This window comes from Acinetobacter sp. UC24323 (assembly GCF_024151445.1).
GTDB classification, from domain to species: Bacteria; Pseudomonadota; Gammaproteobacteria; order Pseudomonadales; family Moraxellaceae; genus Acinetobacter; species Acinetobacter baumannii.
On record NZ_JAHIBY010000001.1, the window covers coordinates 160,823 to 186,153 of the forward strand.

Sequence of the window (25,331 nt, forward strand, 5' to 3'; positions counted from 1 at the left end):
ATATACTTTTATGATGAAATAAAATTAGGTTTAAACATGTCCAGATCTAGACGAAGTGATGGTGATTTGACAAAGACTAAAATTATTGAGGCAGCAGGACCCTTAATCGCCCAATATGGTTTTGCAAAAACAGCAAACAAAACAATTGCCAAAGTAGCAAATGTCGATTTAGCAGCAATTAATTATCACTTTGATGGCCGAGATGGGCTATACCAAGCAGTGTTAATGGAAGCTCATGCCCATTATCTAGATGAACAATACTTACTAGAACTTGTTGAAAGTACTTACTCTCCCGAAGAAAAATTGAGTTTATTACTTGAAACTTTATTACATAAGTTGACGGAAAAAGATGTTTGGCATGGCAAAGTTTTTATTCGCGAACTGTTTTCACCGTCTGAGCATTTATTAAGTTTTATTGAATTAACTGGAATGAGAAAATTTTTTCTTATTCGAAAGTTGATTAGTCAAGTGGCGAACTTAGATGAAAATGATCCGGCCGTTTTACCTTGTATTTTAAGCGTGATGACCCCGTGCATGATGCTTATTATTGCCGGGCCTAATGCTCAAGCACCTGAGCCACTTAAAAATATTGCTCAGATGCCATTACATGATTTAGTTGAACACTTTAAAAAATTTTCATTAGCTGGATTAAAAGCAATTAGCCAATCAAATCTTAAAAATTAGCTATTCAAACATTGCAAAATGGCTTGAACCGGATCTTCTGTATTTCCAGAAATAAGCTGTTTATGCATAGTTAAATGTTGCATTACTTGAATTTGAGCGGTTTCTACATTCATTAGTTTTTCTATTTCAGCCGCTAAATTTTCAGGTGTTGTATCTGCCTGAATCAGCTCTTCAATTACTTTTTTACCCGCGATGATATTTGGCAAAGAGTAATAAGGTATTTTCACCAAGAATTTAGCAATTAAATAAGTTAACCAATGCAGTTTATAGAAAGTGACCATTGGTCTATGCATGAGCATGGCTTCTAATGTCGCCGTTCCAGATGCTAAGGCAATAATGTCACTCGCGTTCATGGCCATACGACCAATTTTCGATTCGCTATCCGTATTTTCTAAAATATGAATTTTTGCTTTTAACTGCGGTGCTAATTGTTCAATCCCCTGCTCAATCTGCTGTTTGCGCGCATCATTAATTGCCGGAATTAAAAACTGAATATCTGGATATTTTGTATGCAAAATATTGGCTGCCCCCAATAGCATAGGAAGAAGCCTTTCTACTTCACCCTTGCGGCTACCAGGCAACAAAGCAATATGTTTTTGATTTTCATCAACACCCAATTCTTGTTTAGCAATTTGAATAGGGTTCTCAAGCGGTAATTGTTTAGCTAATGGATGGCCTACAAATGCCGCTGGAACTTCATATTGTTCATAAAAAACTTTTTCAAAAGGAAATAAGCAAAGTACTAAATCTATACTTTGTTTGATGCCATGTACTCGCCCTTGGCGCCATGCCCAAACTGATGGACTCACATATTGAACTGTTTTTATTGGAAGATTCTTTTCTTTGATACTTTTCGAAAGTCTGAGGTTAAAGTCTGGTGCATCAATACCAATAAAAATATCAACTGGATGCTGAGTCCATTGATTAATTAAGCCATCACGTACGGCGAATAGTTTTTTTAAGTCTTTTAATACCTCAACAATGCCCATCACAGACAGAGTTTCCATTGGGTAATAATTGTTAAAACCTTCCGCAATCATTTGAGGGCCACCGATTCCCTCAAATTCGGCATCGATTCCCTGCTCACGAAAACTACGCATGAGTTTTACGCCGAGCGTATCTCCAGAAACTTCTCCAACTACAATGCCTATTTTAAGTTTTCGGTTTGCCAAGGCGATTTACCCAAGAATTTGAAATAACGCATTCTAGCATAGAGACTTATTAATCTTGAACTTACCTAATCAATCCCAGCTAAACCTAGCCCTAGCACATCACTATCTAAAATTACATTCATGCACTATCTTTTAATCTAAATTAACAATGTTATTTGAATTGTAGCTTACATTTACAAACAATAAAATAAATGAGAATTATTTACATTATCTTTAATCTTATGAATATCCCACCTCGACCATTTAAGTTGTCTGTAATCGCCTGCGCGATTTGTTATGCCAACCTCACCTATGCCCAAGATGCACAGGTACAAGCTTTGCAAACGATTCAAGTCAAAGCATCAGATGCAGAGCAGTCTTCTGAACAGACCAAGGCATATAATGTTAAAAACTCAAGTAGTGCAACCAAGCTTAATATTGAGGCTAAGGAAACACCCCAAACCATTAATGTCGTTACTCGTCAGCAAATTGAAGATTTTGGCCTTACCAGTACTCGTGATGTTTTAAGAAATACCCCTGGTGTAACAGTCTCTAATCAAGAAACTGAGCGAACCACTTATATGGCTCGTGGTTTTGAGATTTCAAATATCTTAACGGATGGCGTAGGCTTCCCTCTTTCAGGTTATAACTATAATAATACGAATCCTGATACTTACTTTTATGATCGTGTAGAAGTAGTTAAAGGAGCTGACTCGTTAACTAATGCCTTTGGCGATCCGAGTGCAACCATCAATAATATTCGAAAACGTCCAACCCAAGAATTTCAAGCAAGCGGTGGTGTAAGTTACGGTTCATGGGATACGCAGCGCTATGAAGCTGACGTATCTGGCTCAATTCTACCAAGTGGAAAAGTACGTGGCCGTATTATGGGCTATGAACAAACTGGTGATTCTTACCTAGACCGATATTCTGCGGAAAAAAACGGCTTTGCTGGTATTGTTGAAGCCGATTTAACAGATAGCACTTTACTTACCGCAGGTTATAGCCAAGAACAAAATAAACCTAATGCAAATAACTGGGGTGCACTACCTTTATTAGATGCCAACGGTAAACAAATTTCATATGATCGCTCATATAACCCTAACCCTGACTGGGCACACTGGGATAATGAGACACAAAATGCTTTTGTTGAATTAAAACAAAAAATTAATGATCAATGGAATGCTAAGCTGACTTACAACTATCTTGATACGAAGCATAATAGCCGTCTTCTCTATTACTATGGTTACCCAAAAGCTGATGGGTCCGGTGTTTCTCTAACGCCTTGGGGTGGACAAGAACATCAAGAAAAACATGCTGTAGATTTTAATCTCGAAGGGACCTATAAGCTATTTAACCGAGAACATGAAGCAACTCTAGGCTACAGCTATGTACGTAATCATCAACAAGATAAACAATCTACAGGAACGATTAACGATAGTAATGTTATAAAGTCAACTACTACCGATTGGGCAAGTTGGACACCGCAATCTATAACTTGGTCAGATTTCACAGAAGCGGCTAACTATAAACAAAATATTAACTCAATTTATGCCGCGACACGCTTACATCTTAATGAAGATTTAAAACTTTTACTTGGTGCAAATTATGTACAAGCTGAAAGTAAAGGCGAAAGTTATGGTTCACCCATGTCATATAGTGAGAGTAAAGTTTCTCCATATGTCGGATTAACCTATAATTTTACACCTGAATATACGGGTTACATGAGTTATACCTCTATTTTCCGTCCACAAACTGGTATTGATAAAGATACCAATCAAGCTTTAAAACCTATTGAGGGTAAAAGCTATGAAATGGGTGTAAAAAGCTCATGGCTAGATGACCGTTTAACAGGCACACTTTCAGTATTTAAAACTGAACAAAACAATTACCCTTTACGTAACTCGGATGGAAACCCACTTAACCGAAAAGTACCAACGAGTGATCTAGAATCGCAAGGTGTAGAAGTCGGTCTATCAGGTCAAATTACTGATAACGTAAATCTTTCTTTCGGCTATGCTCAATTTAGTATTAAAGACACTAAAAATGGTGGCGAAGCAAGAACATACAATCCAAACCAGACACTTAACTTGCTAACTACCTATACTCCGCCAGTTTTACCTAAGCTTAAAGTTGGTGCAGGTTTACAGTGGCAAGATGGGATAAAGTTATATGACTCAAATGTAAACGGTACGATCAAACAAGATGCATATGCTTTAGTCAATTTAATGGCAAGCTATGAAGTCAATGATCATATTACGATTCAAGCAAATGGTAATAATATTTTTGACAAGAAATATTTAAATAGTTTCCCAGATGGGCAGGCTTTTTATGGTGCCCCAGCCAACTATACAGTTGCTGTAAAGTTTAAATATTAATAGCGTAGCCAATCCCAATTTTGGGGTTGGCTTTCTTTTTATTTTTTATGTGTCAGTAAATATGTCCAGAACTTTAAATCTTCCGATGTTATATCGCATAAAAGTTTTCTATCGATTCTTAATTGTTTTCGGTATGGGTTATGCCTGTATGGCGTACTTAAGTCTTGGACTAACTGAAATTTTCCATTTGAACTTAGACAAACCAGAAGCTATCTATTTGGCGGCCTTTATTTCTATTTTGTTTTATGTATTTTTCGTGATTGTTGGTTTCTGCATCCAATCATTATTGCGACTGACCATTTTATCAATCGCACTATTTGCCCTTTTCTTTATTGTGACACGGACGGTAGGTTATGCATAAAGGTATACGTCAATCTATGGCATGGCTCCACTCGTGGACTGGTTTAATTTTTGGATGGCTCGTATTTGCTATTTTTTTAATGGGAAGCTTGTCTTATTACCGCCATGAAATTAATTTGTGGATGCAACCACCCCTTGCACAATTTGAAATAAAACAAGATGTGGCAATTAAAACGGCATATCAATACTTACAAAAACATGCTTCAGATGCTAAATCTTGGTATTTAACTGTTGCTACACCTGAAAGTCCGGTAAATACGATGTATTGGGAAAAACCAGATGGTAGTTATGGAAATGCAACCCTCGATGCAAACACTGGTCAAGAATTAAAACTTTCTGCGACTGAAGGCGGTGACTTTTTCTACCGTTTCCATTATCAACTTTTTGGTGTCCCGATATTAATTGGGCGGTTGGTCGTATCTTTAGCAGCTTTTATTATGTTGATTGCCTTAATCTCAGGCATTATTACTCATAAAAAAATCTTCACCGATTTTTTTACCTTGCGTACCTTTAAATCGCAGCGCTCATGGTTAGATTTTCATAATGTTTCATCTGTTATTGCACTGCCCTTCTTTTTAACAGTTACTTTTACTGGCTTGGCTATTTTCTTCTATCTATATTTGCCTTGGGGAATGCAAAAACTCTATCCAGAGAATCCATATCAATATTTCAATGATATACGTACAAAAACAGTCACAGAAAGTACAACACCGCATTCTGCACAGAATTTACCAGTTGAAAAGCTATTAGCTCAACTTAAACAGCGTTGGGGAAATCAAACTTTAGCAACTATTAGTGTTAAAAATCCAAATACGAATCAGGCTCAAATTACGTTTATTCAGCAAGAAGACCATTCTATTACCCGTAATCAAGCACAAATCACATTAGATGCTACAAATGCTAAAGTCTTGGGTGATACACGTAATCATAGTCCTATTGCCACACTTTATGCAGGAGTATATGGCCTCCATATGGCAACTTTTGCTCAGCCTCTACTTCGCTTAGGATTGTTTTTCTCTGGCATTTTAGGGTGTGTGATGATTGCCTCTGGCTTGTTGCTTTGGAGCCTTAAACGTCAACTTCAAAATAAAAATAGTAAGTTTCATTTCGGGCACTATTTAGTTGACCGTTTAAATGTTGCTACCTTTGTAGGTTTGCCTTGTGCAACTCTTGCTTATTTGTATGCGAATCGATTGTTTACTGTCACGGCCACCACTGTTAATTATGAAATTTATAGTTTCTTCTTCGTGTGGCTCATGAGCTTTATTATTGCGCTCATCACTAAAAAACAATATTTATGGCAAACTCAGCTAGGTATTTTTATTCTGCTTAGTATTGCACTCCCTGTCTTGAATATAAGTTATTTACTAAAAAACAATTATATTCAAAACTTTAGTGTTTATTGGGATTTCGCACGTATAGATATATTTTTCTGGTTATTTGCAGCTTTAGCCTTTTTTATATTTCTTAAAATTAAGCCTATTCAACATAAAGCTTCAAATAAAATTCAAAAAAAGCTGAGTAAGTTAAATATTGAGGTGAATTCATGATGTTCTTTGTGTTTATCCTGACTTTACTAGGCATGTATTTACTATTCATATCGACTGAAAAATATCGCTCACTGAAATCAACTGGTCATTTCAAACCTTTAGCTCAAAAATATTATTCATTGTTGAGGATATTGGCCTTTTTATTATTTGCGTTGAGCGGGTTTATTCTCATCAAGAAATATGGTTTTTCAATTGGTTTTGTCAGTTGGTGGATCTTTGCAACACCCCTAACCTTTTTACTGATACTTTGGCTTAACCCACTCAAGCCAGCAAAAACTTCATCTAAGTCATCAATTTGAATAAAATTTCCTCAAGCTAAGCATGATTTTGATTGCTTAGCTTTTTTTTGCATAAGTAAATCATTATTCATGACAACTGTTTATCTCTAAAAGGAATAAGATATCTGCGTTTCGTGATAAGTGGCGATAAAGATGTCTGGTGCTTTTGAATTTATCTTAGCGGGTATGTTAGTTGGCTTCTGTGTAGGTATTACAGGAGTTGGTGGTGGATCATTAATGACACCAATTTTAATTGGTCTTTTTAGGATTGAACCGCATATCGCAATTGGTACTGATCTACTTTACGCCGCGATCTCTAAGTTCTGTGGATCGATGGTTCACGCAAAAAAACTTAATATCGTGTGGCCGATTGTTTTATGGCTAGCCGTCGGCAGTATTCCTGCATCTTTTGGTACTGCGTGGGTACTTGAGCATTATTTAAGTCAGTCAACTCATTATAAAGCTGTATTAACCATGGTATTAGGCTTTATGTTGACCTTAACTGGTGTTTCCATCATTTTCCGTACTCGGATTGAAAAGTTCTTTAATAAATTCCGAAATAAAGAGAATACTCAAACTGAAAATGAGCAATTAGCTGTTCAAAATAAGCGTACCTATATTGTGATTATGGGTATTATTTTGGGTGTATTCGTAACACTATCATCAGTCGGCGCTGGTGCCTTTGGAATTATGGCACTTGTAATCATGTTCCCTAACTTACCAATGATTCGTATTATTGGTTCCGATGTCGTACACGCCGTACTCTTGACCCTAGTCGCAGGTCTTGGACATATGAGTGCCGGTAACGTCGACTTTATGCTACTTATGTGGTTGTTGGTAGGTTCTATTCCGGCAATTATTATTGGCACATTAATTAGCTCACGTATGCCGGAACGTTTAATCCGTAAAATTTTGGGTATTACACTATTTGCTCTTGGTGTTAACTTTATGGTCCACCCAGTCAAAGCCAAACCAAAAGCAGCTGTGGTACAACAACAAGCAGTAGTTGCTGAAAAAACAGGCAACTCGACCGAAAGATAGTAAAATCAATGGGATTTTTCCAAACTGAATTGCCATGAGATGTAGTATTTTCATAATTATTTCATGGTATATTCAGTACACAAAACAACCTTTAGTATGATCGAACCAGTGACAGCAATGACTACACATTCAAATTCCGTTTCCAAGCCAGATATCGACGACGTTAACATTAAAAGCATCCAAACTCTTGTAACACCAGCTGAGCTTAAATCAGAACTTCCGTTATCTGATGTTGCTTCACAAACTGTTCTAAAAGGCCGCGAAACTATTCGTAATATTTTAGATGGTTCAGATAAACGTTTGTTTGTCGTTATCGGTCCTTGCTCTATTCATGATCCAAAAGCTGCTCACGAATATGCTGATCGCTTAAAAGCGCTAAGCGAAAAGGTTAAAGATACTCTATATCTAGTTATGCGTGTTTATTTTGAAAAACCACGTACAACAATTGGTTGGAAAGGTCTAATCAATGACCCAGATATGAATGACTCATTTAACATCGAAAAAGGTTTACGTATTGGTCGGAAGCTGTTGCTTGAATTAAATGAAAAAGGTTTACCATGCGCAACTGAAGCACTCGACCCTAACTCACCACAGTACTATCAAGACTTAATTTCATGGTCTGCGATTGGTGCACGTACAACCGAAAGTCAAACTCACCGTGAAATGTCTTCTGGTCTATCTTCACCAGTCGGTTTTAAAAATGGTACAGACGGCGGTTTAACTGTCGCAACCAATGCCATGCAGTCTGTTAAATATGGCCATAGTTTCTTAGGCTTAAATGAAGACGGTCAGGTTTCAATCATTAATACAAAAGGTAACCCTTACGCACATGTGGTATTGCGTGGCGGTAATGGTAAACCAAACTACGATGCTGGCTCTGTTGCAGAAGCAGAAAACGCTTTAGCGAAAGCAAAAGTGAGCAACAAAATTATGATTGATGCAAGCCACGCTAACTCGAATAAAGACCCGTACTTACAGCCGCTTGTTCTTAAAAACATTACTGAACAGATTTTAGACGGCAATAAGTCAATTGTAGGTATTATGGTTGAAAGTCATCTAAAAGGTGGTCGCCAAGATATTCCTGACAATCTTTGTGACCTTGAATATGGTAAATCAGTAACTGATGGTTGTATTGACTGGGAAACTACTGAAAAGACCTTGCTTGAAATGCATGAAGCTTTAAAAGAAGTTTTACCAAACCGCTAATTCATCTTTTTAAGATTGAAAAATTAAGCCCTCATTTTTTGAGGGCTTTTTTATTTTATTGAGGTGGAATTTAACATCAAACTAAATAAAAATAACTTACGACAAAAGTAAAAATCAGTACAGTTTCACCTATTTCAATCGCTGCTCCGACGGTATCCCCTGTAATACCGCCAATCCTTTTTATAAACACATGTCTTAAATAAACAAGACTGATTAAAAAACTAATGACGGCAATAAGCCCTTGCCACTCCCAATACAAAGGTAATAGCAGAACGAACCCAGTTATTATCCATGAAGCAGTTTTGGGTAAATAGTCTGTCAAAGAACGGCCTAAGCCTTTTTCGCGGACATATGGTGTAGTTAAAAACAAAATAGATGGCACCACACGCCCAAGGATAGGAATGCATATTAAAAATAAAGATTGATGCTGTTCAATTAATACATAAATCAGTGCAAATTTGAGCAAACATATGATAACTAAGCTGAGAACTCCAATTGGACCACAACTTGGATCTTTCATGATTTGTAAAGTACGTAGTTTATCTCCAAAACCACCTACCCACGCATCGGCAGTATCTGCTAGCCCATCTAAATGCAATCCACCTGTCAGCCAAATCCATAAAGCGAGTACGATTGCCGCAAGTAAAAGAGCGGGTAATTTAACAAAAAGACAGGTAACAAGAAAAAGTATGCTCCCAATAATCAGACCAACTAGAGGATAAAACAGAATAGCTCGACCATTTTGTTGCGCCGTTGGTATTGTTTTTAGTTCAATAGGCAGAACAGTTAAAAATTGCAATGCTATCCAAAAAGGTGTCATATCCAAGTCTCTAACTGGTCTATATTTAAAAACAAATTGAATTATGAAGAAATAAAAATGGGAATAGCAATCCCTATTCCCATTAAAGACTTCAAAAACTGAAAATCTATTGCATTTGATAGCACTGTTTCAATTTGATGTAGTCATAGTAAAAACTGGTTGGTGTATAACGTGCATAATTACATGCAGGTTTAAATAAAGTTTCTTTTTCGTTATAAAGCATTTTTACCAAAGTAGAGCCTTGGTTATTTTGGTAAATATCCCACTGTACATTTGCCGCCATAGGTGAAACTACTTCACCACGCCATGCACTTGTCGAGTAATTATAAGTCTGGCGTAGTGGTAACGGCTGCATCATATTATGCAAATCTAAGCTAGTTGCCAGAGGAATAATAATTTCAGCATGGGCAAACCGTAAAACTGCTTTATAAGGTTGGGCTTTATTCACAACAGCATCAACTTGTTGGAACAGGTCTTGTTTAAGTCCTTGGGCGATTTCACTGGTGACTTGATTTGATTCTGTAAAGCTTGGACCTTTTTCGTAAAAATCATTGGCATCATTAAATTCAGCATAAAATTTTGCGGCTTCAGAAGGCATATATTTATCAAAATCAATACCTTTTAACTCATCTTTCATACCACCAGAAATTGAATAGAGTTCATAAATATAAGCCGCTGCATCAACTGCGCTGGCAATTGTATTTTTCCCCTTACCTTTTTCTGTAATTTTCTCACCTTTCGGCGAAGTTACTGTAAATGATCCGGTATTGCTAAAGCTATAACCAGTGGTACCGAGCTTTTTAATGAAGTCAGCTTTAAAAATCGGGCTGAGTACCATTTGGGCAGTTTTTTCAGCCTGAGTATTTTTTGTTAACTCATCTAACTTTTGAGCTAAATCTTTATTATTTTCTTCAAAATCTTGATAAGCCTGACTTGCATCATAAATTTTTTGTTGGCTAACACTCAGTGGTTGAGCTAAGTCTTCGTCTGCATTCAAACTATGAAAATAAAGTTTAAAACGATCAACGCCACCATCTTCAATACTTGGCACGCTTTCACTCGATAAATTGGTATAAGACAATGGAACAATTTTATCTTTCAGTTGGGGTTGTTGTTTAATGAGTTCAGCAGTGAAAAATTTAGCACTATCTACCGCACGGTCTACTCCAGAACTTTGTACCAATATAGACGCCTGAGCATTTAAAAGAGTTGGTAAGCGCTGTAATAATCGATCGGCAATACCGCGGTGTTCTAAAATACCAGTCATGGTTTCATTTCCATAACCGTACTGACGGATCCCTTCAACACCATAACCTAACAAAATATTCGCTTTCATCATTGCTTCTAAATCAGCACCTAATTGCTCACCTAATGGTGTTAAGGCATTTTCAGCTTTCGCCTGTTTCCATAAATTATAAAGTGCTAAATCATATTTCAGACTTGATAAACCTCTCGAACCGTGACGTGCCACTAACTCTGTAAAAACTGGCTGGAACCCAGTCGGCGCTTGTTCATAGCTTTTTAAGTCTTGTTGAGGTTGGTAAGGCGTTTTGGTTTGATAATATTTTGATAGGTTTGTGGATGGCGTAGTTTGAGCTTCTTGATCATCATTGTTATTACAAGCCGCGAGCAATAATGATGCTGCAAGCACAGTTGTTTTAAATAAAATATTCATAAGCCAGATGTGTGATTAATAAGAAATGCCAATAGCTTAGATACTAGCAATGACAGTTCTATTACACAGGCTAAAATAACATTTTAAAAATAATAACTTACAAGTGTATAAAAATATAAAACTACTATCTTAACTTAAAAGTTACTTGACCATCTGTTTCAGAAAATTCGAGTGAATATAATTTTCCAAGCTCTGCCGGCATTTTAAGTAAGTCATCTAGAGGCTGTTGTCTGGCTAAACAAGCCAATAGCTTAATCACACCGCCATGAGTAACAACTAAAGCATGCTGTAAGTTTTGCTTTTGCATATACCCCAGCAAATCCTGAAAACCTTTAAGAACTCTTGTTTGAAACTGGTTTAATGTTTCTGCGCGAGGTGGACAATATTGACTTGGTTTTTGCCAAAAGTTTGCCAATAATTCGGGTGAGGTTTCATAAATTTGCTGAGTTGAGACGCCTTCCCATTCACCAAAATACATTTCTTTTAAGTCATGATTTACAAGTAAAGGGAGTTCTGCTGTTTTGGCCAGTTGCTCGGCAAAACAAGCACAACGTTTTAATGAAGAACTTACAATGACATCCCATGTCTGGTCTGTAACTTGCTCAATGGTTGACTGCATTTGCTGCCAACCTTTTGCTGTTAACTCATCATCTAAATGGCCACGTAAAGTATGGCTATACTGGCTTTCGCCATGTCTGAGCAAATCAATCCTAAATTTAGCCAATTTTATTCCCGCTTACAGCCGCTTGAGCGAAGGTAGCCATTTGGTTATGTAAAGCGCAGGCCATTTTAACCAATGCCAAAGCAGCGCCAGCACCACTACCTTCACCTAAACGCAAATTCATATTTAAAATCGGCTCAGCATTGAGTTCTTGTAAAATACGGCGGTGTCCATATTCAGCCGATTGATGGCCAAAAAGCATCCAGCCACGCACTTGAAGATTCATCCGCACAGCACATAAAGCGGCTACAGAACTAATAAAACCGTCTACAATCACAGGTAAACCCACTTGCGCACAGCGGATATAAGCACCGACAATTGCCGCAATTTCCAAACCACCTACAGCACAAAGTGTTTTGAAGACATCACCAATGACATGTTTGTGATGAAGTTCAATTGCTTTTTCAATTACTTCAATTTTATGTCTTAACTGATCAGCACCAATTCCTGTACCTACTCCAGTCAATTGCTCGGCAGTATCATTTAATAAAAGGCATGCTAAAGCAGAGGCAGAACAGGTATTTCCAATCCCCATTTCACCCGCAATATAAATATCTGCTCCATTCGCTTTAGCAGTATCTACACTTTTTTTCCCTAACTCTAAGGCAGCACGACATTCATCTAGATTCATTGCAGCTTGTTTGGCAAAATTTGCTGTGCCGGCACGAATACAATGACGTTCAACACCTGCATATTCGTATGCTTCGCCTGCTGTACCGCAGTCAATCACTTGCAAATGAGCTTGATGATATTTGGCAATGACACTAATTGCCGCACCGCCAGTTGTGAAGTTTTGCAACATTTGACGGGTAACAGCTTGGGGATATGCAGAGATATTTTCTTCAACTACGCCATGATCACCTGCAAAAATTGTGATCCATGGATGGTTAACTTGTGGATGCGTATTTGACTGTAAACTGGCAAGTGTGATTGCAATCTGCTCTAGATCCCCTAAAGCACCTGTAGGTTTGGTAAGTTGGAGTTGATGTTGCTCAGCTTGTTGTTTTGTATCTAAATTAGGTTGCTGCACAGATTGTAACCACCAGTTCATTTTTATTTCTCACCTTTTAAAATCATTGGAAAACCAGCCACACAAAACACAACCTTATTTGCAATTTGCCCTAGAGCTTGATGTAGTCTGCCTGCTTCATCGACAAACCGACGACTGATCTCACCGAGTGGCACAACGCCTAACCCCGTTTCATTACTTACTAAAATAATTTCTGACTCGAGTGTGGGTAAAACTTTTAACAGCTGCTCACACTCAAATTGTTGAATGTTTTGATCTTCTAAAAGTAACAAATTGGTTAGCCAAAGTGTTAAACAATCCACCAGAATAATTTGGTTAGGTCGATCAATTTCTTGCAGAGTTTTTGCTAAAAATAATGGTTCTTCAACCAAAGACCAGTGAGCAGGACGCTGATTTTGATGATGGACGATTCGGCTTTGCATTTCTGGATCAAGCGCTTGCGCCGTAGCCACATAAGTGACAGCTAATTGCATAGATATGGCCGTTTGTTCAGCCAATCGGCTTTTGCCCGAACGGGCACCACCTAAAATCAATTGCAACATGAATCACCTAAAAACAAATGCTGATACGGATACAGCTGACCTTGTAAAATTTGAGCTTGATAATAGCCAAAGCTTAAATGCTCAACTTTAAGATCAAATTCAGCCTGTGTGTATTGTACAGGTAATTGAGAAATTTTTTGTAAAATCAAATTACTACTATAGTCTTTCTTATACAAACCCAATGTAATGTGCGGGCAATAATCTAAAGCGGCAATTTCATTAGAAACTATACCTAATTTTTGCCGTATGAGAGATAAGTTATTTTCGGTGTCTTGGACTTCTACAAATAAAGCACTACTAAAGCTATCAACTGAACCAATTTTTAATTGAAATGGTGCAATATCTTCTTTTCTTAAAATTTCCCTTTGCTGCACAAGGCCACTAAAACAAAAGTCATCATCATGAACTTTATTTTCATGGGTCAAGAATCCACATATAAACAGCGTGACATGATATTGACGGTGATTAGGTTCTACTAGATATTCTGAAAAATGCGCACGCAATTGATCTAGATAATGAACTAATTTCTGATCATTAATTTCTAGATACCACAATGCGTAATTTTGACGCCCAAGGTGCCATTCGGGATAATCCCGTATAGGTGTTGGCACCATGAGTGTAGAGGGTTTTAATAGCACAGTTTTAATTCAAAATCATTCAAGTTTTGTATTAAAACATGTTTGCCTTTCAATTGTTGAGGTTAATTCAATAAGCAAACTCAAACATATTGATTTGATGTAGTTTTGGTATTGTTCAGCTTAATGTCCAAAGGTTGTTTACCTTGTTCAGAAAACAAATATTGGATAAGTTGAACCAATTCAGCTTCAAACTGTCTTCTTTGAGTTGTACTCAAGTCTAGGTTCTGAATTTGCTGCTGCAGATGTTCAACAGCTTTAGTCTCTTCAATTTCTAAAAATTGAATCGCATAGGCATAACCTAAAGCAGCGCCTTTTAATAAGTTTTTATAAGGCAAATCATGACGAATATTCACAGCAATTGAAGCCATGACACGTTCATTATGATTGAGTTTGCGTAGTGGATCTCTAGCTACGCGTTGACAAGGATCTTTAAATGCATATTCACATGAGTCTAGAAAACTTTGTGACATTCGATCCAGATCTTTTGCATAGTTAGGTAATACAATAGCAAGTCCCTGCTTCACTTCTGCAATTAAGTTCTCTGCAAATGCTTTAACTGAATGATCACCCATGGCAACACCAATAGATTCATAACCCATTAAAGATGCATACCAAGCAAGCATCGCATGTACACCATTCCATAAACGATTTTTAATGAGTTGAATGTCAGTAATTTGGTCAACCAATACCACCTGACGCAACTTTTCAAGTAAAGGACTGCCTTTCTCTACATAGATTGGCATATCAGTTTCACTATGGAACAAGATTAAATCCATGCTTTGTAAGATATGTCCCGGCTGGAAATTACGGCGCATGTTATCAACATAGACAGAAGCCTGATTTAGTTGATCTTGATTCAGTTTATTACAGTCTTCAATTTCAATTTGGTCTTCTTGCTCCACATCTTCTAAATGCTGTTCAAGAAAATTATGTTTAATACGAAGTTGACGATATAAATTCTGATTAGAAAGTTTTGAAACCATGCGATTAACTACGGTGTCGCAAAAGTAATGCTCTTTTAAAATATGCTCGGTTACATCTTCATCGTTGGTTAACTCTAGTAGAGCTTCTTTAAGATGCTTCATAACCAAATATTTCGCACCAACCTTATTTAAAATAATTAGAAAGGTTAAAGGTTCTATACATGTTTCAAGTTGCGAATTAAAACGCGCATATAACCCTTTTGCAATTATCTTTGATTCAGATTCGATCGCTTGCTCAGGCAAACATAATGCAATCAAACTTGAATGAGTATACATCTCTAACATTTGTTGTTCATTGTCAGAATCAACAATGGTCATATTCTCAATACGTTCATCATAAGAAAATTGCCCATAGCGAATACTATAGGTTCCAAACGCATTTACAGCTTCGCGGAAAAGACTATTTCGTGTTGACGCAATTATACGTTTTGGTTTCGTATAACCATCCCAATGCGACAAGATCTGCGCTATATAACCACCGCCAATAGCACCGAAACCATGTATTCCAACAGTAAGCTGATTCAGACTTTGCGGAAAAGGTTCCTGTATCTCTGGCATATCCATAACGGGAATAAATTGGTTAAGATCAGTTAAAAAGTCGTACATCTGGTCATAATAAAAATGCGCTTTTTCCAGCATTTCATCATTGGGTTCTTTAATATCTTTTAATAAAATCGTTAAACCTTTCGATGTATGTGCTGAAGTTAAACCATTTTCCGAATCTTCAAACATAAGACACTGGTTAGCGTCTAAATGAAGTTGACTAGCCGCTTTTAAAAAGATTTCTGGATGTGGCTTCCCTTGTTCTACTTCATCCCCACAAGTAATGACATCAAAAAATTTATAAACATTTGCATTAATTAAATATTCTTCAGCAATTGCTCTACGGCTTGAAGTAGCCACCGCCATTCTTAAACCAGATTTTCTTAAACGCTCTAGAACTTGAACCAAACCTTTTTTAATAGGTACGCCGTGTTTTCGAATATGTTCTAGTTCCATCTCATCGGCACGTTTTCGAATTTCCTTATATGGAACATCTACTCCGTATAAACGTTGTGCAAGCTTTTCCGCTGTAGTCGCACTTAACCCCAAACATTGCATTAAATATTCGTGTGAAAACTCCTGCCCAATGAGTTCTTGAGATGCCTGTTGCAATGTTTGAAACCGCAACCGTTCAGTATCAAACATTGTCCCATCCATATCGAAGATAGCTCCATGAACAGGTTTTCCATGAAAAATAAGCACGTTTTTACCTCTTTTTTGATCATGTTTTATTCAGGGTATACAAAAAATTGCTAAAAAAGGCAGGATGATAATAAATGAAACATTAGTGGCTATTTTTTAATCAAAAATATAAGTAATCTGTTACTGAGAAGAGTTAATCACTCAAAAAGGTTGAACAATATAGATAATTCTGAAACTGAGTTTAAACACAAAAGTAGCAAGCCTTCCTCGCTTGCTACTTTTGCTTCTTCTTTTTATGCGCTGATCATGTTTATTTTTCTTAGGTCCATTTACTGCTAAACAAACCTGCATTGTTTTTATTATGTCTTGCAGGTCTACCCATACCAGAAATTAACTCGCTTTTTGCTGTAATTTTTGTTGCGATGCCTGGTATAACTCAAAAAATCTGTCATAGAACTTTTTACGGAAACAGTAATACAACATTGCCGTTTTTTCCGGCATTGGAATTAAGCCCTGCTCTTCATAGCACATGTCTTCTACTACAGCCGCATAAGGCTTCACTGTATGATCTGGCTCTCCTACAATTCTATTTGTTGGGGAATTTTCAAAAATATAGAAATTCAATAAACGAATTGTTGGGCGCAAAAAGCCTTGACCAAAAGCAGATTTCTCCCCAAATAGTAAATGCCAACCTAAATCATTGTCTTCACCTTTATAATAACGAGCTAGGCGATCACGCTTCCCTTCATAAATTTCGGCATAACCCACGTCTTGACCATTGATTCCTACAATCATTAAACGTTGATGATCATCAGCTAGCATTTTTTCAAAATAAACTTTGAGTTCTATTTCGCTTTTATTTAATTGCCACTGAGGAATAACGTGTGGCTCATGCATCCAGCGGTGTAATAGTGGTATATCTTGAGGATACTGAACCTGACGTAATGAGTAGCTAACATCATTTTCAATATATTCAAAATAATCTGGGAGCTTTTGTGAAAGCGTAAGCATTATAACGGTCCTTGCTATGACATAACCTATAATTGATAATGATAATCATTTTTATTTAAGATGCAAGCTTATTTTTACTATTTTTTTTATTGCATAAATCATGGACAAAAAATTCAGTTTTCCCCCTACTAATATTTAAGGTACCCACTCAACAATCGAGAAAATAATTGCAACGACGATTACCATTAACCAAATAGGAATAAAATATTTTCTAAAAAAATAAAAAACAATAATTTGCAAAAAGAAAGCGGTTGTGATGATGGCAAAAAACCATGATAAGACTCCTACTGAGCTTCCTTCAAAGGAGCAATTCAAAAATAATGAACTAAGCAAAAATAATATGGTTGTTCCATATAAAATTCGTCTAGATGTACTTTTAAGCCAGCTATATTGAAGCTTTTTCTGACCAAATTGGCTGAGCATGCATGCTTGCATCATGGCAGCAATAGCCCAAAATAATGATGCAAAGCTCATTTAGCCTCTCCTAACATAATAAATTTGGTTTGGTAGAAGCGTAGTACTATTAAATAGAATAGCCCGAGCGGTATGAGCGCCAGATCAACACTGGCAAGAGACCAATGCACAGACTTTAAACTATTTAATAAAGAGGCTTCTGGTACCAGAACGACACTAATAACTGGAATAAGCAATAAAACAGCAGCCGTACTATATAGCATGATGATTATTCCCTTCCTTATTGAGCAGCTAAAGCTAATCAATAAGCTTAATAGCCATGCTATATAAAATGTTGAAACCTCGTATAGCTCCCTCGGCTCAAATGAAGCAGGTATAATCCGACCAACCATTAAATAAAAGGCTGAGGCAAAAGGCAGCCCTAAGAAAGTAAAAAAGTTCAAATGCTGTACTAATCTATATCCAAATTTCTTTTGTTCTTTGATGCGCTTTTTTTGCCATAGTAATGCGCCTGCAACCAACATGACGCATCCTATTATTCCTAAACAAGCCAAAATAAAACGCATCCAGATAGAAGCAAAGTAACCTAAATGAATCCCATAACTTGATGAACCTAATTGTGCAATTGCACTTAAATTTCGTGGCTGATTGAGCCGTTCAGCCGTATTTGTTGCAAAAATATATTGAGGAGTATTTAAGGTAATAATATTTTTATAGTTATAGTCAAATGTAATCATGCCATCGGCTGTATTAGGCTTTTGAACTTCAAATTTATCTAAAATAGCTCCAGATTCTGTTCGCTTAGGCATTTGTGCCATGAATTGATTAAAAGGTTGCATCGCTTCTGTTAAGGAAGGTTCTCGAGGTTTTGCCACCTCAGTAAACTGCATTTCATTATAGAACTTAGGTATACCAGCTTTACCATATTGTTCCGATAACCCCCATGGTAAAACTAGATAAAATAAAATCAACAGTCCAGTAAAGGCCATCACCAAATAAAAAGGAAAAGTGATAACTCCTGTTATGTGATGAAGATCTAATAAAGAACGCTGTCCTTTAAAAGCCCTAAATGTAAAAAACTCTTTAATAATTTTCTTATGCGTAATCACACCAGTGATTAAACTAATTAATAGAATTAAGGCAACAACTGCTACAACTAAACTACCGAACGTACTTGGCAAAGGATAAAGCGTGTAATGTAGTTTGAAAAAGAAATCTCCACCCAAAGTCTTCCGTACAGGCCCCAATAGCTCTCCAGTATTAGGGTTTTGTAACTCTTGATGTTTCCCCTCTTTATCCTGCCATTGAAGTAGGTTCACAGGCATCCGCTCATTGGCTACTGTGACTCGCCACCTTTTAGCATTTGGTGCATGTTGGTTGAGATAGTTAAACGCAGTTTGCGCAGAATGTTGTGCAGAAGGGATTGTTTGAATATGGCTGATTGCTTCTGGCTGTGCCCAAACATTAATTTCCGTCCGAAAATAAGCAATAGAGCCCGTAAAAAAAATGAAAAAGATAACCCAAAGGACAATAATTCCAAACCAACTATGTAGTATTGCCTGAATTTGACGAAAATTCATTTAAGCCACTCCCCATTTAGCTAATAGCCAATAGCTCACTAGTAACGCTACGCCTAAGCTATTGATCATCCAAAACCATAGTTTTGATAAAATGGAACTCGTAAAGACAATATAAAAAATAAAAAAGATAAAACTGATAAATACCGAAAAATAAACATTCTCTGCTTTAGCAAAAGGTAACCATTTGGCCAAAACAAGGCTGAGCCATGAACTGTAGCAATAAGCGGCTAAACAGATAAAAAAGATCCTGCTATAGGTAAAATTAAAATTTTCTTGTTTTTTTAGATGACTCATTTAAATGGCCTTAAAAATTTAAATATGCCAGATTTGATTGAAAGAAATACCTGCTCTATACAGGCATCTCTTTCGTTAGTTGCATTAATAGTTAAAAGTATAACTTAAACCATAAGTACGGCCTTCTGCAGGGATTGCTAACAATGGATTAGCATTAGAGACGGCTGCTTGCTGAGCAAATACTGTTCGATACTGACGGTTCCACACATTATAGACGCCAAAATCTACACGACCTTTCCAAGCCGGGAAATGTGCTAATACATCCATAGTGGTATAACCTTTGATTTGCGCAGCACTATTTGCGTCATTCTCTACAGCTTTTCTGAAAGCTTCATCTTGAGTTGTTGCAAATGCGGCTAATTCACGGTCATCTTTATAAGCTTTATTTGTTCCTTTAATAGCTTGCATCTGAACACGAACACCATACCCTTCATTATTATCCCATTCAGCAAAAAGGGTTCCTTTCACTGGAGCAACCGTAAATGAGTTTAATTCATGCCATTTATTCGCCACGTCTTTATACTGACCACGGGTATATCCTAAAGTGCCACCGACCTTATAATTTTCCATAAATGGATAACTAATAGTTGCTTCCGCCCCGTATACTCTTTGATCTGTATCTACAACCTTTGCTGCACGATTGTTGAATTGGACAGTTTTATCCGAAGTATTGTAAAAACCAGTCAATCCCAGATTTAAGCCATCATCCTGATTCAAACGCCAACCTAGTTCATAACTATTTACTGTAATTGGCTGTAGATTTGCTGTTGAAACGGTATAAGTAGAAACGTCGCGCAACATACGTTGTACGTCGGGGAAACTGAAGCCCTGAGAGAAATTAGCATATAGCTGTTGTGCATCTGTAAGTTTATAAACTGCACCTAAATTAAATAACGGCTTATCATCATGTGTTGATCCTGCCGGAACCATTGTTGTCTCTCGGCTAGGAATATAAGCATCAGTATCCGCTTGAATATATTGATAACGAATACCTGCTTGCAAGTTCAATTTATCCGTAACTGCATAATCGCTTTGAACAAATGCTCCAATATTTTGAATTTCAGTGTTTGGTCCATAACCTTTACGTTGGCCTGTTGGCGTATACACTAAATAAGGATATTGAGTTGCTAAAATATCAACAAATTGCTTATCTTTTTCCCAATCATAATCAAGGCCATAGGTTATTTTCATATCCCGATTGGCAATATTAAGATCGGTTTGCATAGTTGAACGTAATCCAGCTACTTCAATTTCTGATTGAGACTGGTTTACAGAAGTCACGGATTTATTTGATAGGCCATATGGGAAGAAACGTGATTTTTCATTTCTATAATATGCTTCAACATTTAGTATTTGGCCTAAAAAGTCTTGATTTTGATACTGTGAATTAACAGTATAACGCTCGGTAAATAATGGATTACTAAGCTTTAAACCTTTAATTGCCTTATAAGTTGGCGTTGTAGCATCATTACTCTTAGAGGTTGTCGGTAAATAAGAGTAATCCGGTCCGTAGTCAGTATCCTGCTTATCTTTATAATACTGGGCACCAAAGCTCAATGTCTGAGTATCATTTAAATTGAAATTTAAACGCCCATTTACATCGATAGTATCAGTGTCCATCGTACTACCTTGCCAAGGGCTTAAGGAAATTCTATCGCCATTTCCATCAAATTGAGACCCTCTACTTGTAAAATTAGCTCCTAAGAAACCATCCATATTGCCTTTATTAAATGAGACAGATTGTCCGACTTCATAAGCTAAGCCGTCACTACGGAATGTATCTGAAGATGTAATGCCTACTTTTGTTTCAAAGCTAAGTGGTTTAGATGTATCTGCTCTTTTAGTAATAATATTAATAATACCGCCAGTAGCACCTGACCCATAAATACTAGTCGCACCTGAAATTACTTCAATGCGTTCAATCATACCGGGACTAATACTATTTAATTGACGAGAAACATCGCGAGAACCTGTTTGCGAAACGCCATCGATCATGACTAATACGTTTCGTCCACGCATTGTCTGACCATAATTACTTGTTGTTCCACTACTTGATGCAAGAGATGGTACAAGTTGAGCAAGAATATCAGCAACTTTACGACCCGCCGTAGCTTGCTGGATAATTTGTTTCTGATCAATAGATTGAACTGTACCTGCAATCTCTGCAATATTTTTTGGTGTACGAGTCGCAGTTACTACAATCTTTTGCAATTGGGTTACTGGTTTTTGTGTTGCATTTTCGCTTACCTCAGCCGTTTGAGTTACGGTTTCTGCATAAGCCTGCTGTGCAAAAATAGCCGATATGGCAAGACAACAAGGTGTCATCTTAAAAAGTACTTGTTTTGAACATATGTGATTACGTGCTTTAACCCCAATCTTATTGTTTACATTCATTTTTTCCATTTCTCCCTAGCCCAAATGTTACTCAACGATTTTTCAAGAGGCATGACATCATACTAAATACGAACATTAATGAGAATGATTTTTATTAAAAATAATAGTCATCTCTGTTATTTTTTAAAAAGAATTCATTTTTCTTATTTTGTTCATTTTGCTCAAGCATTTGAAATTCTTTTAAATATTGCTGTGCCACATCCATTTTTATTATAAATATTCCATCTGCATCCCCTACAATCAGATCTCCAGTTTGTACGATGGTATGATTAATATGAATCTTGGCATCTATTTCAACGAGACTTTCCCCTTCATTACGAGTGGTTAAACAACTGGTTGTATGAGCAAATATAGGAAGTTTGAGTTTAAGTAAAGCCTGCCGATCTGTAATAGCACCTAAGACCACAACCCCAGCCAGACCACAGTGTATAGCGGCTACGCTCCTTTGCTCTCCCCAGCAAGCACGTTGTAGATCATATCTTGCATCAATAACGAGAACTTCATTTGGTTGACAACTCATCAAGACTTGTCTTAAACCACTCGCATTGATCGATTCAATCCGAACTGTACGTACAATCCCCACCACCTTATCTTCAGGTCTTAAGGGGAATACCTGAGGAATATATCCCTGATCAAGTACATGACCAATAGTAGAGGTTGCTATTTCTTTATATGCTGTAACAAGTGCTTTAGTATCAATTTGATTCATCTTTAAATTTTCCGATTTCTTTTAAACGTAAGGGACAATTACGGCATAAGGTCTGCTCAGCCTCTTCGAGCTGAAAATAAAAACAGCATTTTTGTCTCATAAAAGTATTAAATTCTGGATGCCATCCATTCCATAAACGCACAAATGGATTTTCAGTTAAATAAAAACTTTCGGCAGCTTTTGACTTAAAGAATTGTTTTTGCTGTTCTAACCGAGACTGTATATCCGGATTTAGATTTTGATTTGTAAAAGAATGATAAAACTGTACTACTCGAACAGCTACATTTTCCCAGAGTAATACATAAGGTACGCGACCTATTTTCGCTAACTGCTTAAATAGCACATTCAGTTGTTCTATCAAGTCATTAAACTCTTGCAAATGTATAATCTGAAAAGAATAAAAACTTGTTTGGTTTAACTGTAAAGTCCTATCCCAATACCATTGTTCCGGCAAGTCTATAACTAATGCTGAACTATCCCATTTTACAAATGGCAAAACAGCCACATGGCAATATAAAAAAGGTAAGATCCAACTTGTACACCAATATTTGACAAATAATGAGGTCGCACAAGTTAGATTTTTAGCATGAATACGTGTTGCAAAATCCTGTAACACCTGTCGACATACATCATCATTCAACAGACAATCTAAGGTTGTTGAACTTTCAGGTAGTATTTGAACATTTAATTTCAGACGCTGTTGCAATATAGGCAGAGTTGCACACTTCTCTGCCTGTATTTTAAAAGACGTATTCATCGTCAGATATCACTAACAATTTAAGGCATACCAAAGTGGGTTTCGGGTTTTCCCAATTCCCGATGGCATACTACCAATCCGTGTATCTTGTTCTAGCAAAGGTCGAAGTAACTGCTTATATGGCCATTCAGGCACTTCAAATAGTAAATGTTGGAGCTGGGCCAAAATCTCTGGCTGGAAGTTTAGATTTTGAATAACTTGCTGTAACGCATGAGCAAGTACAGACCATAGATTCTTAACTTCAATTTGATAATGACTCGCTAAATTATCAACAATACACCCTAGATTAACCTGAATACCTAAAGTTTGAATATAAAATAACAGAGCCTCTACCGATTCATGATAAAGCGTATTTTTAAAATCATGTGGACTCAAATAATTAGGATCTTTTAATCCGTTTTGCTCTACCCAAGGTAAATAAATACGTAATGAATCATGATCACGGAACATCAATCCATCAAATTCGCCATTTTTCAACACAAGACATATGTTTTGCCCATGAATTTCACCCATAAGCCCTAAGCGGAATAATCGCAAATTTACATCAAAGAAACATGTACACAGTTTCTCAAACTCGATAAGTATCTGCTTGGAATTTATGTCCTTGTGTTGAAGCTGCAAAATATAATCAAAAATGGCAGGCTGATCCATAATTGTATGTCCAAGACTTGCCATTGGTATAAGTTGATAAGGTTCTTGCAATAATTCAGCTGGAATATGACGGCGCTGAGCTGCCAAATGGGTAGGTTTCTCTACAAATAACCACTCATTGTCTGCTGTCCGGTCATTTTGCTTCTCGGGTAAGTATGACCACCATTGTGTTTCTTCACAAAGCCATAATTTTTGTTTTAAGACAGCATCTTTTGCCTTGGCTTGCTGTAATAATTTCTGATTTTTTTCACCATTAATCATTTTCACAATAGGCAAAAATCTTAATGAACCAAGAGCTTTAATTCCTATCGGTAATTTTAGACTTTCTTCTAAAACATTTTTTGATAAGAGGCTACGCATAGACGCACTGGCATACATTCCTTTAGAGATAAAATTCAAAGGATGACAAATGCCTTCGGCAATATCATCCGCATAGAATTTGGGAAATAAATGCTCAAATTGCCAAGGATGAATTGGCATTGCAATGTGGGTTTCATTTAACCCACGTTGAAACATTTCCTGTTTTAATTGATATCGCTCAGAACGAGGAATAAAAATTTCGCTTGGCTGTTGTTTGAAAATATTTTCTACCCCTTCACCAAACATCATTTTATCCTTATGTACAGCCACCCAATGAATAGATAATTCTTGAGCAAATTCCGGACAATATTGCATATACTCTTGCTGACTGAGGCCTTCTTTTAATTTGGCTAAAGGATGATATGGGCGGTCCCGATAACCTGCATATTGCTCTAAAATGCGGAATCTATGTGCCAAGCTTTGATTCAATAAATCATGTGCATTTACCCGATGCTGTTGTAATAAATGATATTGCTTTAAACATTTTTGCAGCTGCTCATAAAAGGCTTGAACTTTATCAGCACTACAATGATTAAAAAGACCTATCGCTTGAATAAACTCAAAAAGTTCTATTATCCCAATCACATTGATCTGAACATGATCATTTGTGCGCTCCAATAGAAAAACTTCTGTTTCATTAGCAAGCTTCCAGGCTTGAGTAATACCTTTTTGTACCGTAAACATGACCAAGCCTTGCCGACTCTCTTCGTGTAATAGCACAAAAGAAAATTGTTCAGACGTGTTTTTAAATACTTCTTGAAGATTTTTGCCATGTTGATTTAGCGCAGTTTGGGCAGTCGCAAAATCAAAAATAAACTGTTCAGGGATAATCGTTTCAACCAGAAGACTATTGATAAAATCCTGTAAGATTCCTTGGTCCATTACTTGATAAACGGGCTGAAGTGCATTCATAGATAAA

General features: G+C 36.8%; 23 protein-coding genes. 7 read left to right on the plus strand and 16 right to left on the minus strand.

What is annotated here, in order from left to right; genetic code table 11:
* The first annotated feature begins 36 nt into the window (after positions 1-36).
* Positions 37-684: a CerR family C-terminal domain-containing protein gene (locus KNQ97_RS00770; protein ID WP_000091623.1), complete on the plus strand. Its 648-nt coding sequence runs from the start codon at positions 37-39 to the stop codon at positions 682-684.
* Here the strand turns inward: KNQ97_RS00770 and lpxB are convergent.
* Complete coding sequence (gene lpxB, locus KNQ97_RS00775; RefSeq protein WP_253611669.1) at positions 681-1,856, minus strand: lipid-A-disaccharide synthase; 1,176 nt, start codon at positions 1,854-1,856, stop codon at positions 681-683. The genes KNQ97_RS00770 and lpxB overlap by 4 nt on opposite strands.
* A 221-nt stretch (positions 1,857-2,077) precedes the next feature.
* Here lpxB and KNQ97_RS00780 point away from each other — a divergent pair, with 221 nt between their 5' ends.
* The 6 genes from KNQ97_RS00780 (at position 2,078) to KNQ97_RS00805 (ending at position 8,648) form a co-directional block, all read left to right on the plus strand.
* Positions 2,078-4,213: a TonB-dependent siderophore receptor gene (locus tag KNQ97_RS00780; RefSeq protein ID WP_253611670.1), complete on the plus strand. Its 2,136-nt coding sequence runs from the start codon at positions 2,078-2,080 to the stop codon at positions 4,211-4,213.
* A gap of 61 nt (positions 4,214-4,274) precedes the next feature.
* A complete protein-coding gene (locus KNQ97_RS00785; protein ID WP_000091759.1) occupies positions 4,275-4,574 on the plus strand; it encodes a hypothetical protein in 300 nt (99 codons plus the stop codon).
* A complete protein-coding gene (locus KNQ97_RS00790; protein WP_199970579.1) occupies positions 4,567-6,123 on the plus strand; it encodes a PepSY domain-containing protein in 1,557 nt (518 codons plus the stop codon). The genes KNQ97_RS00785 and KNQ97_RS00790 overlap by 8 nt, the downstream gene beginning before the upstream one ends.
* Positions 6,120-6,422, plus strand: a complete 303-nt coding sequence (locus KNQ97_RS00795) for a hypothetical protein (protein WP_020753114.1) — start codon at positions 6,120-6,122, stop codon at positions 6,420-6,422. The genes KNQ97_RS00790 and KNQ97_RS00795 overlap by 4 nt, the downstream gene beginning before the upstream one ends.
* A 132-nt stretch (positions 6,423-6,554) precedes the next feature.
* Positions 6,555-7,442: a sulfite exporter TauE/SafE family protein gene (locus KNQ97_RS00800; RefSeq protein WP_000011873.1), complete on the plus strand. Its 888-nt coding sequence runs from the start codon at positions 6,555-6,557 to the stop codon at positions 7,440-7,442.
* 96 nt (positions 7,443-7,538) lie between these two features.
* Positions 7,539-8,648 (plus strand): 3-deoxy-7-phosphoheptulonate synthase, encoded by a 1,110-nt coding sequence (locus KNQ97_RS00805; RefSeq protein ID WP_000572397.1) that lies wholly within the window; start codon positions 7,539-7,541, stop codon positions 8,646-8,648.
* Between the two features lie 76 nt (positions 8,649-8,724).
* Here the strand turns inward: KNQ97_RS00805 and KNQ97_RS00810 are convergent, their stop codons facing one another.
* From KNQ97_RS00810 to KNQ97_RS00880, 15 genes are all read right to left on the minus strand, one after another.
* Entirely contained in the window at positions 8,725-9,468 is a 744-nt protein-coding gene (locus KNQ97_RS00810) for an adenosylcobinamide-GDP ribazoletransferase (protein ID WP_253611671.1), read from the minus strand.
* A 106-nt stretch (positions 9,469-9,574) separates the two neighbouring features.
* Positions 9,575-11,143, minus strand: coding sequence for a histidine-type phosphatase (locus KNQ97_RS00815; RefSeq protein ID WP_253611672.1), 1,569 nt, complete (start codon positions 11,141-11,143; stop codon positions 9,575-9,577).
* A 124-nt stretch (positions 11,144-11,267) separates the two neighbouring features.
* Positions 11,268-11,867, minus strand: coding sequence for a histidine phosphatase family protein (locus tag KNQ97_RS00820; RefSeq protein WP_049068207.1), 600 nt, complete (start codon positions 11,865-11,867; stop codon positions 11,268-11,270).
* Positions 11,860-12,915, minus strand: coding sequence for a nicotinate-nucleotide--dimethylbenzimidazole phosphoribosyltransferase (gene cobT, locus KNQ97_RS00825; protein ID WP_114197542.1), 1,056 nt, complete (start codon positions 12,913-12,915; stop codon positions 11,860-11,862). The genes KNQ97_RS00820 and cobT overlap by 8 nt, the downstream gene beginning before the upstream one ends.
* Before the next feature lie 2 nt (positions 12,916-12,917).
* Positions 12,918-13,436 (minus strand): bifunctional adenosylcobinamide kinase/adenosylcobinamide-phosphate guanylyltransferase, encoded by a 519-nt coding sequence (cobU, locus tag KNQ97_RS00830; RefSeq protein ID WP_000939710.1) that lies wholly within the window; start codon positions 13,434-13,436, stop codon positions 12,918-12,920.
* On the minus strand, positions 13,424-14,050 hold the full coding sequence (locus KNQ97_RS00835; protein ID WP_253611762.1) for a 2'-5' RNA ligase family protein: 627 nt from the start codon (positions 14,048-14,050) through the stop codon (positions 13,424-13,426). The genes cobU and KNQ97_RS00835 overlap by 13 nt, the downstream gene beginning before the upstream one ends.
* Positions 14,051-14,154: 104 nt before the next feature.
* Positions 14,155-16,302, minus strand: a complete 2,148-nt coding sequence (mtlD, locus tag KNQ97_RS00840; protein WP_253611673.1) for a bifunctional mannitol-1-phosphate dehydrogenase/phosphatase — start codon at positions 16,300-16,302, stop codon at positions 14,155-14,157.
* Positions 16,303-16,632: 330 nt separating this feature from the next.
* Positions 16,633-17,253, minus strand: a complete 621-nt coding sequence (locus KNQ97_RS00845; RefSeq protein ID WP_002047395.1) for a GNAT family N-acetyltransferase — start codon at positions 17,251-17,253, stop codon at positions 16,633-16,635.
* Between the two features lie 135 nt (positions 17,254-17,388).
* A complete protein-coding gene (locus KNQ97_RS00850) occupies positions 17,389-17,727 on the minus strand; it encodes a hypothetical protein (RefSeq protein WP_000006584.1) in 339 nt (112 codons plus the stop codon).
* Complete coding sequence (locus KNQ97_RS00855) at positions 17,724-19,247, minus strand: PepSY domain-containing protein (protein WP_253611674.1); 1,524 nt, start codon at positions 19,245-19,247, stop codon at positions 17,724-17,726. The genes KNQ97_RS00850 and KNQ97_RS00855 overlap by 4 nt, the downstream gene beginning before the upstream one ends.
* Positions 19,248-19,541, minus strand: a complete 294-nt coding sequence (locus KNQ97_RS00860; protein ID WP_000018790.1) for a hypothetical protein — start codon at positions 19,539-19,541, stop codon at positions 19,248-19,250.
* 84 nt (positions 19,542-19,625) lie between these two features.
* Positions 19,626-21,944: a TonB-dependent receptor gene (locus KNQ97_RS00865; protein WP_253611675.1), complete on the minus strand. Its 2,319-nt coding sequence runs from the start codon at positions 21,942-21,944 to the stop codon at positions 19,626-19,628.
* An 85-nt stretch (positions 21,945-22,029) separates the two neighbouring features.
* Entirely contained in the window at positions 22,030-22,644 is a 615-nt protein-coding gene (locus KNQ97_RS00870) for an RraA family protein (RefSeq protein ID WP_039207686.1), read from the minus strand.
* Complete coding sequence (locus tag KNQ97_RS00875; RefSeq protein ID WP_001097748.1) at positions 22,631-23,401, minus strand: (2Fe-2S)-binding protein; 771 nt, start codon at positions 23,399-23,401, stop codon at positions 22,631-22,633. Before KNQ97_RS00875 ends, KNQ97_RS00870 begins: the two co-directional genes overlap by 14 nt.
* 12 nt (positions 23,402-23,413) lie before the next feature.
* Positions 23,414-25,324, minus strand: coding sequence for an IucA/IucC family siderophore biosynthesis protein (locus KNQ97_RS00880; protein WP_253611676.1), 1,911 nt, complete (start codon positions 25,322-25,324; stop codon positions 23,414-23,416).
* Positions 25,325-25,331: the final 7 nt, after the last annotated feature.

Excerpts from the sequence above, each read along its gene's own strand:
- KNQ97_RS00835 (WP_253611762.1), bottom strand. The coding sequence starts at position 14,050 with ATGGTGCCAACACCTATACGGGATTATCCCGAATGGCACCTTGGGCGT.
- KNQ97_RS00860 (WP_000018790.1), bottom strand. The coding sequence starts at position 19,541 with ATGAGTCATCTAAAAAAACAAGAAAATTTTAATTTTACCTATAGCAGG.
- KNQ97_RS00870 (WP_039207686.1), bottom strand. The coding sequence starts at position 22,644 with ATGAATCAAATTGATACTAAAGCACTTGTTACAGCATATAAAGAAATA.
- KNQ97_RS00785 (WP_000091759.1), top strand. The coding sequence starts at position 4,275 with ATGTCCAGAACTTTAAATCTTCCGATGTTATATCGCATAAAAGTTTTC.
- KNQ97_RS00805 (WP_000572397.1), top strand. The coding sequence starts at position 7,539 with ATGATCGAACCAGTGACAGCAATGACTACACATTCAAATTCCGTTTCC.
- KNQ97_RS00810 (WP_253611671.1), bottom strand. The coding sequence starts at position 9,468 with ATGACACCTTTTTGGATAGCATTGCAATTTTTAACTGTTCTGCCTATT.
- KNQ97_RS00845 (WP_002047395.1), bottom strand. The coding sequence starts at position 17,253 with ATGCTTACGCTTTCACAAAAGCTCCCAGATTATTTTGAATATATTGAA.
- KNQ97_RS00865 (WP_253611675.1), bottom strand. The coding sequence starts at position 21,944 with ATGGAAAAAATGAATGTAAACAATAAGATTGGGGTTAAAGCACGTAAT.
- KNQ97_RS00880 (WP_253611676.1), bottom strand. The coding sequence starts at position 25,324 with ATGAATGCACTTCAGCCCGTTTATCAAGTAATGGACCAAGGAATCTTA.
- KNQ97_RS00815 (WP_253611672.1), bottom strand. The coding sequence starts at position 11,143 with ATGAATATTTTATTTAAAACAACTGTGCTTGCAGCATCATTATTGCTC.
- KNQ97_RS00795 (WP_020753114.1), top strand. The coding sequence starts at position 6,120 with ATGATGTTCTTTGTGTTTATCCTGACTTTACTAGGCATGTATTTACTA.
- cobT (WP_114197542.1), bottom strand. The coding sequence starts at position 12,915 with ATGAACTGGTGGTTACAATCTGTGCAGCAACCTAATTTAGATACAAAA.
- KNQ97_RS00790 (WP_199970579.1), top strand. The coding sequence starts at position 4,567 with ATGCATAAAGGTATACGTCAATCTATGGCATGGCTCCACTCGTGGACT.
- KNQ97_RS00780 (WP_253611670.1), top strand. The coding sequence starts at position 2,078 with ATGAATATCCCACCTCGACCATTTAAGTTGTCTGTAATCGCCTGCGCG.
- KNQ97_RS00800 (WP_000011873.1), top strand. The coding sequence starts at position 6,555 with ATGTCTGGTGCTTTTGAATTTATCTTAGCGGGTATGTTAGTTGGCTTC.
- KNQ97_RS00770 (WP_000091623.1), top strand. The coding sequence starts at position 37 with ATGTCCAGATCTAGACGAAGTGATGGTGATTTGACAAAGACTAAAATT.
- KNQ97_RS00875 (WP_001097748.1), bottom strand. The coding sequence starts at position 23,401 with ATGAATACGTCTTTTAAAATACAGGCAGAGAAGTGTGCAACTCTGCCT.
- KNQ97_RS00850 (WP_000006584.1), bottom strand. The coding sequence starts at position 17,727 with ATGAGCTTTGCATCATTATTTTGGGCTATTGCTGCCATGATGCAAGCA.
- KNQ97_RS00855 (WP_253611674.1), bottom strand. The coding sequence starts at position 19,247 with ATGAATTTTCGTCAAATTCAGGCAATACTACATAGTTGGTTTGGAATT.
- cobU (WP_000939710.1), bottom strand. The coding sequence starts at position 13,436 with ATGTTGCAATTGATTTTAGGTGGTGCCCGTTCGGGCAAAAGCCGATTG.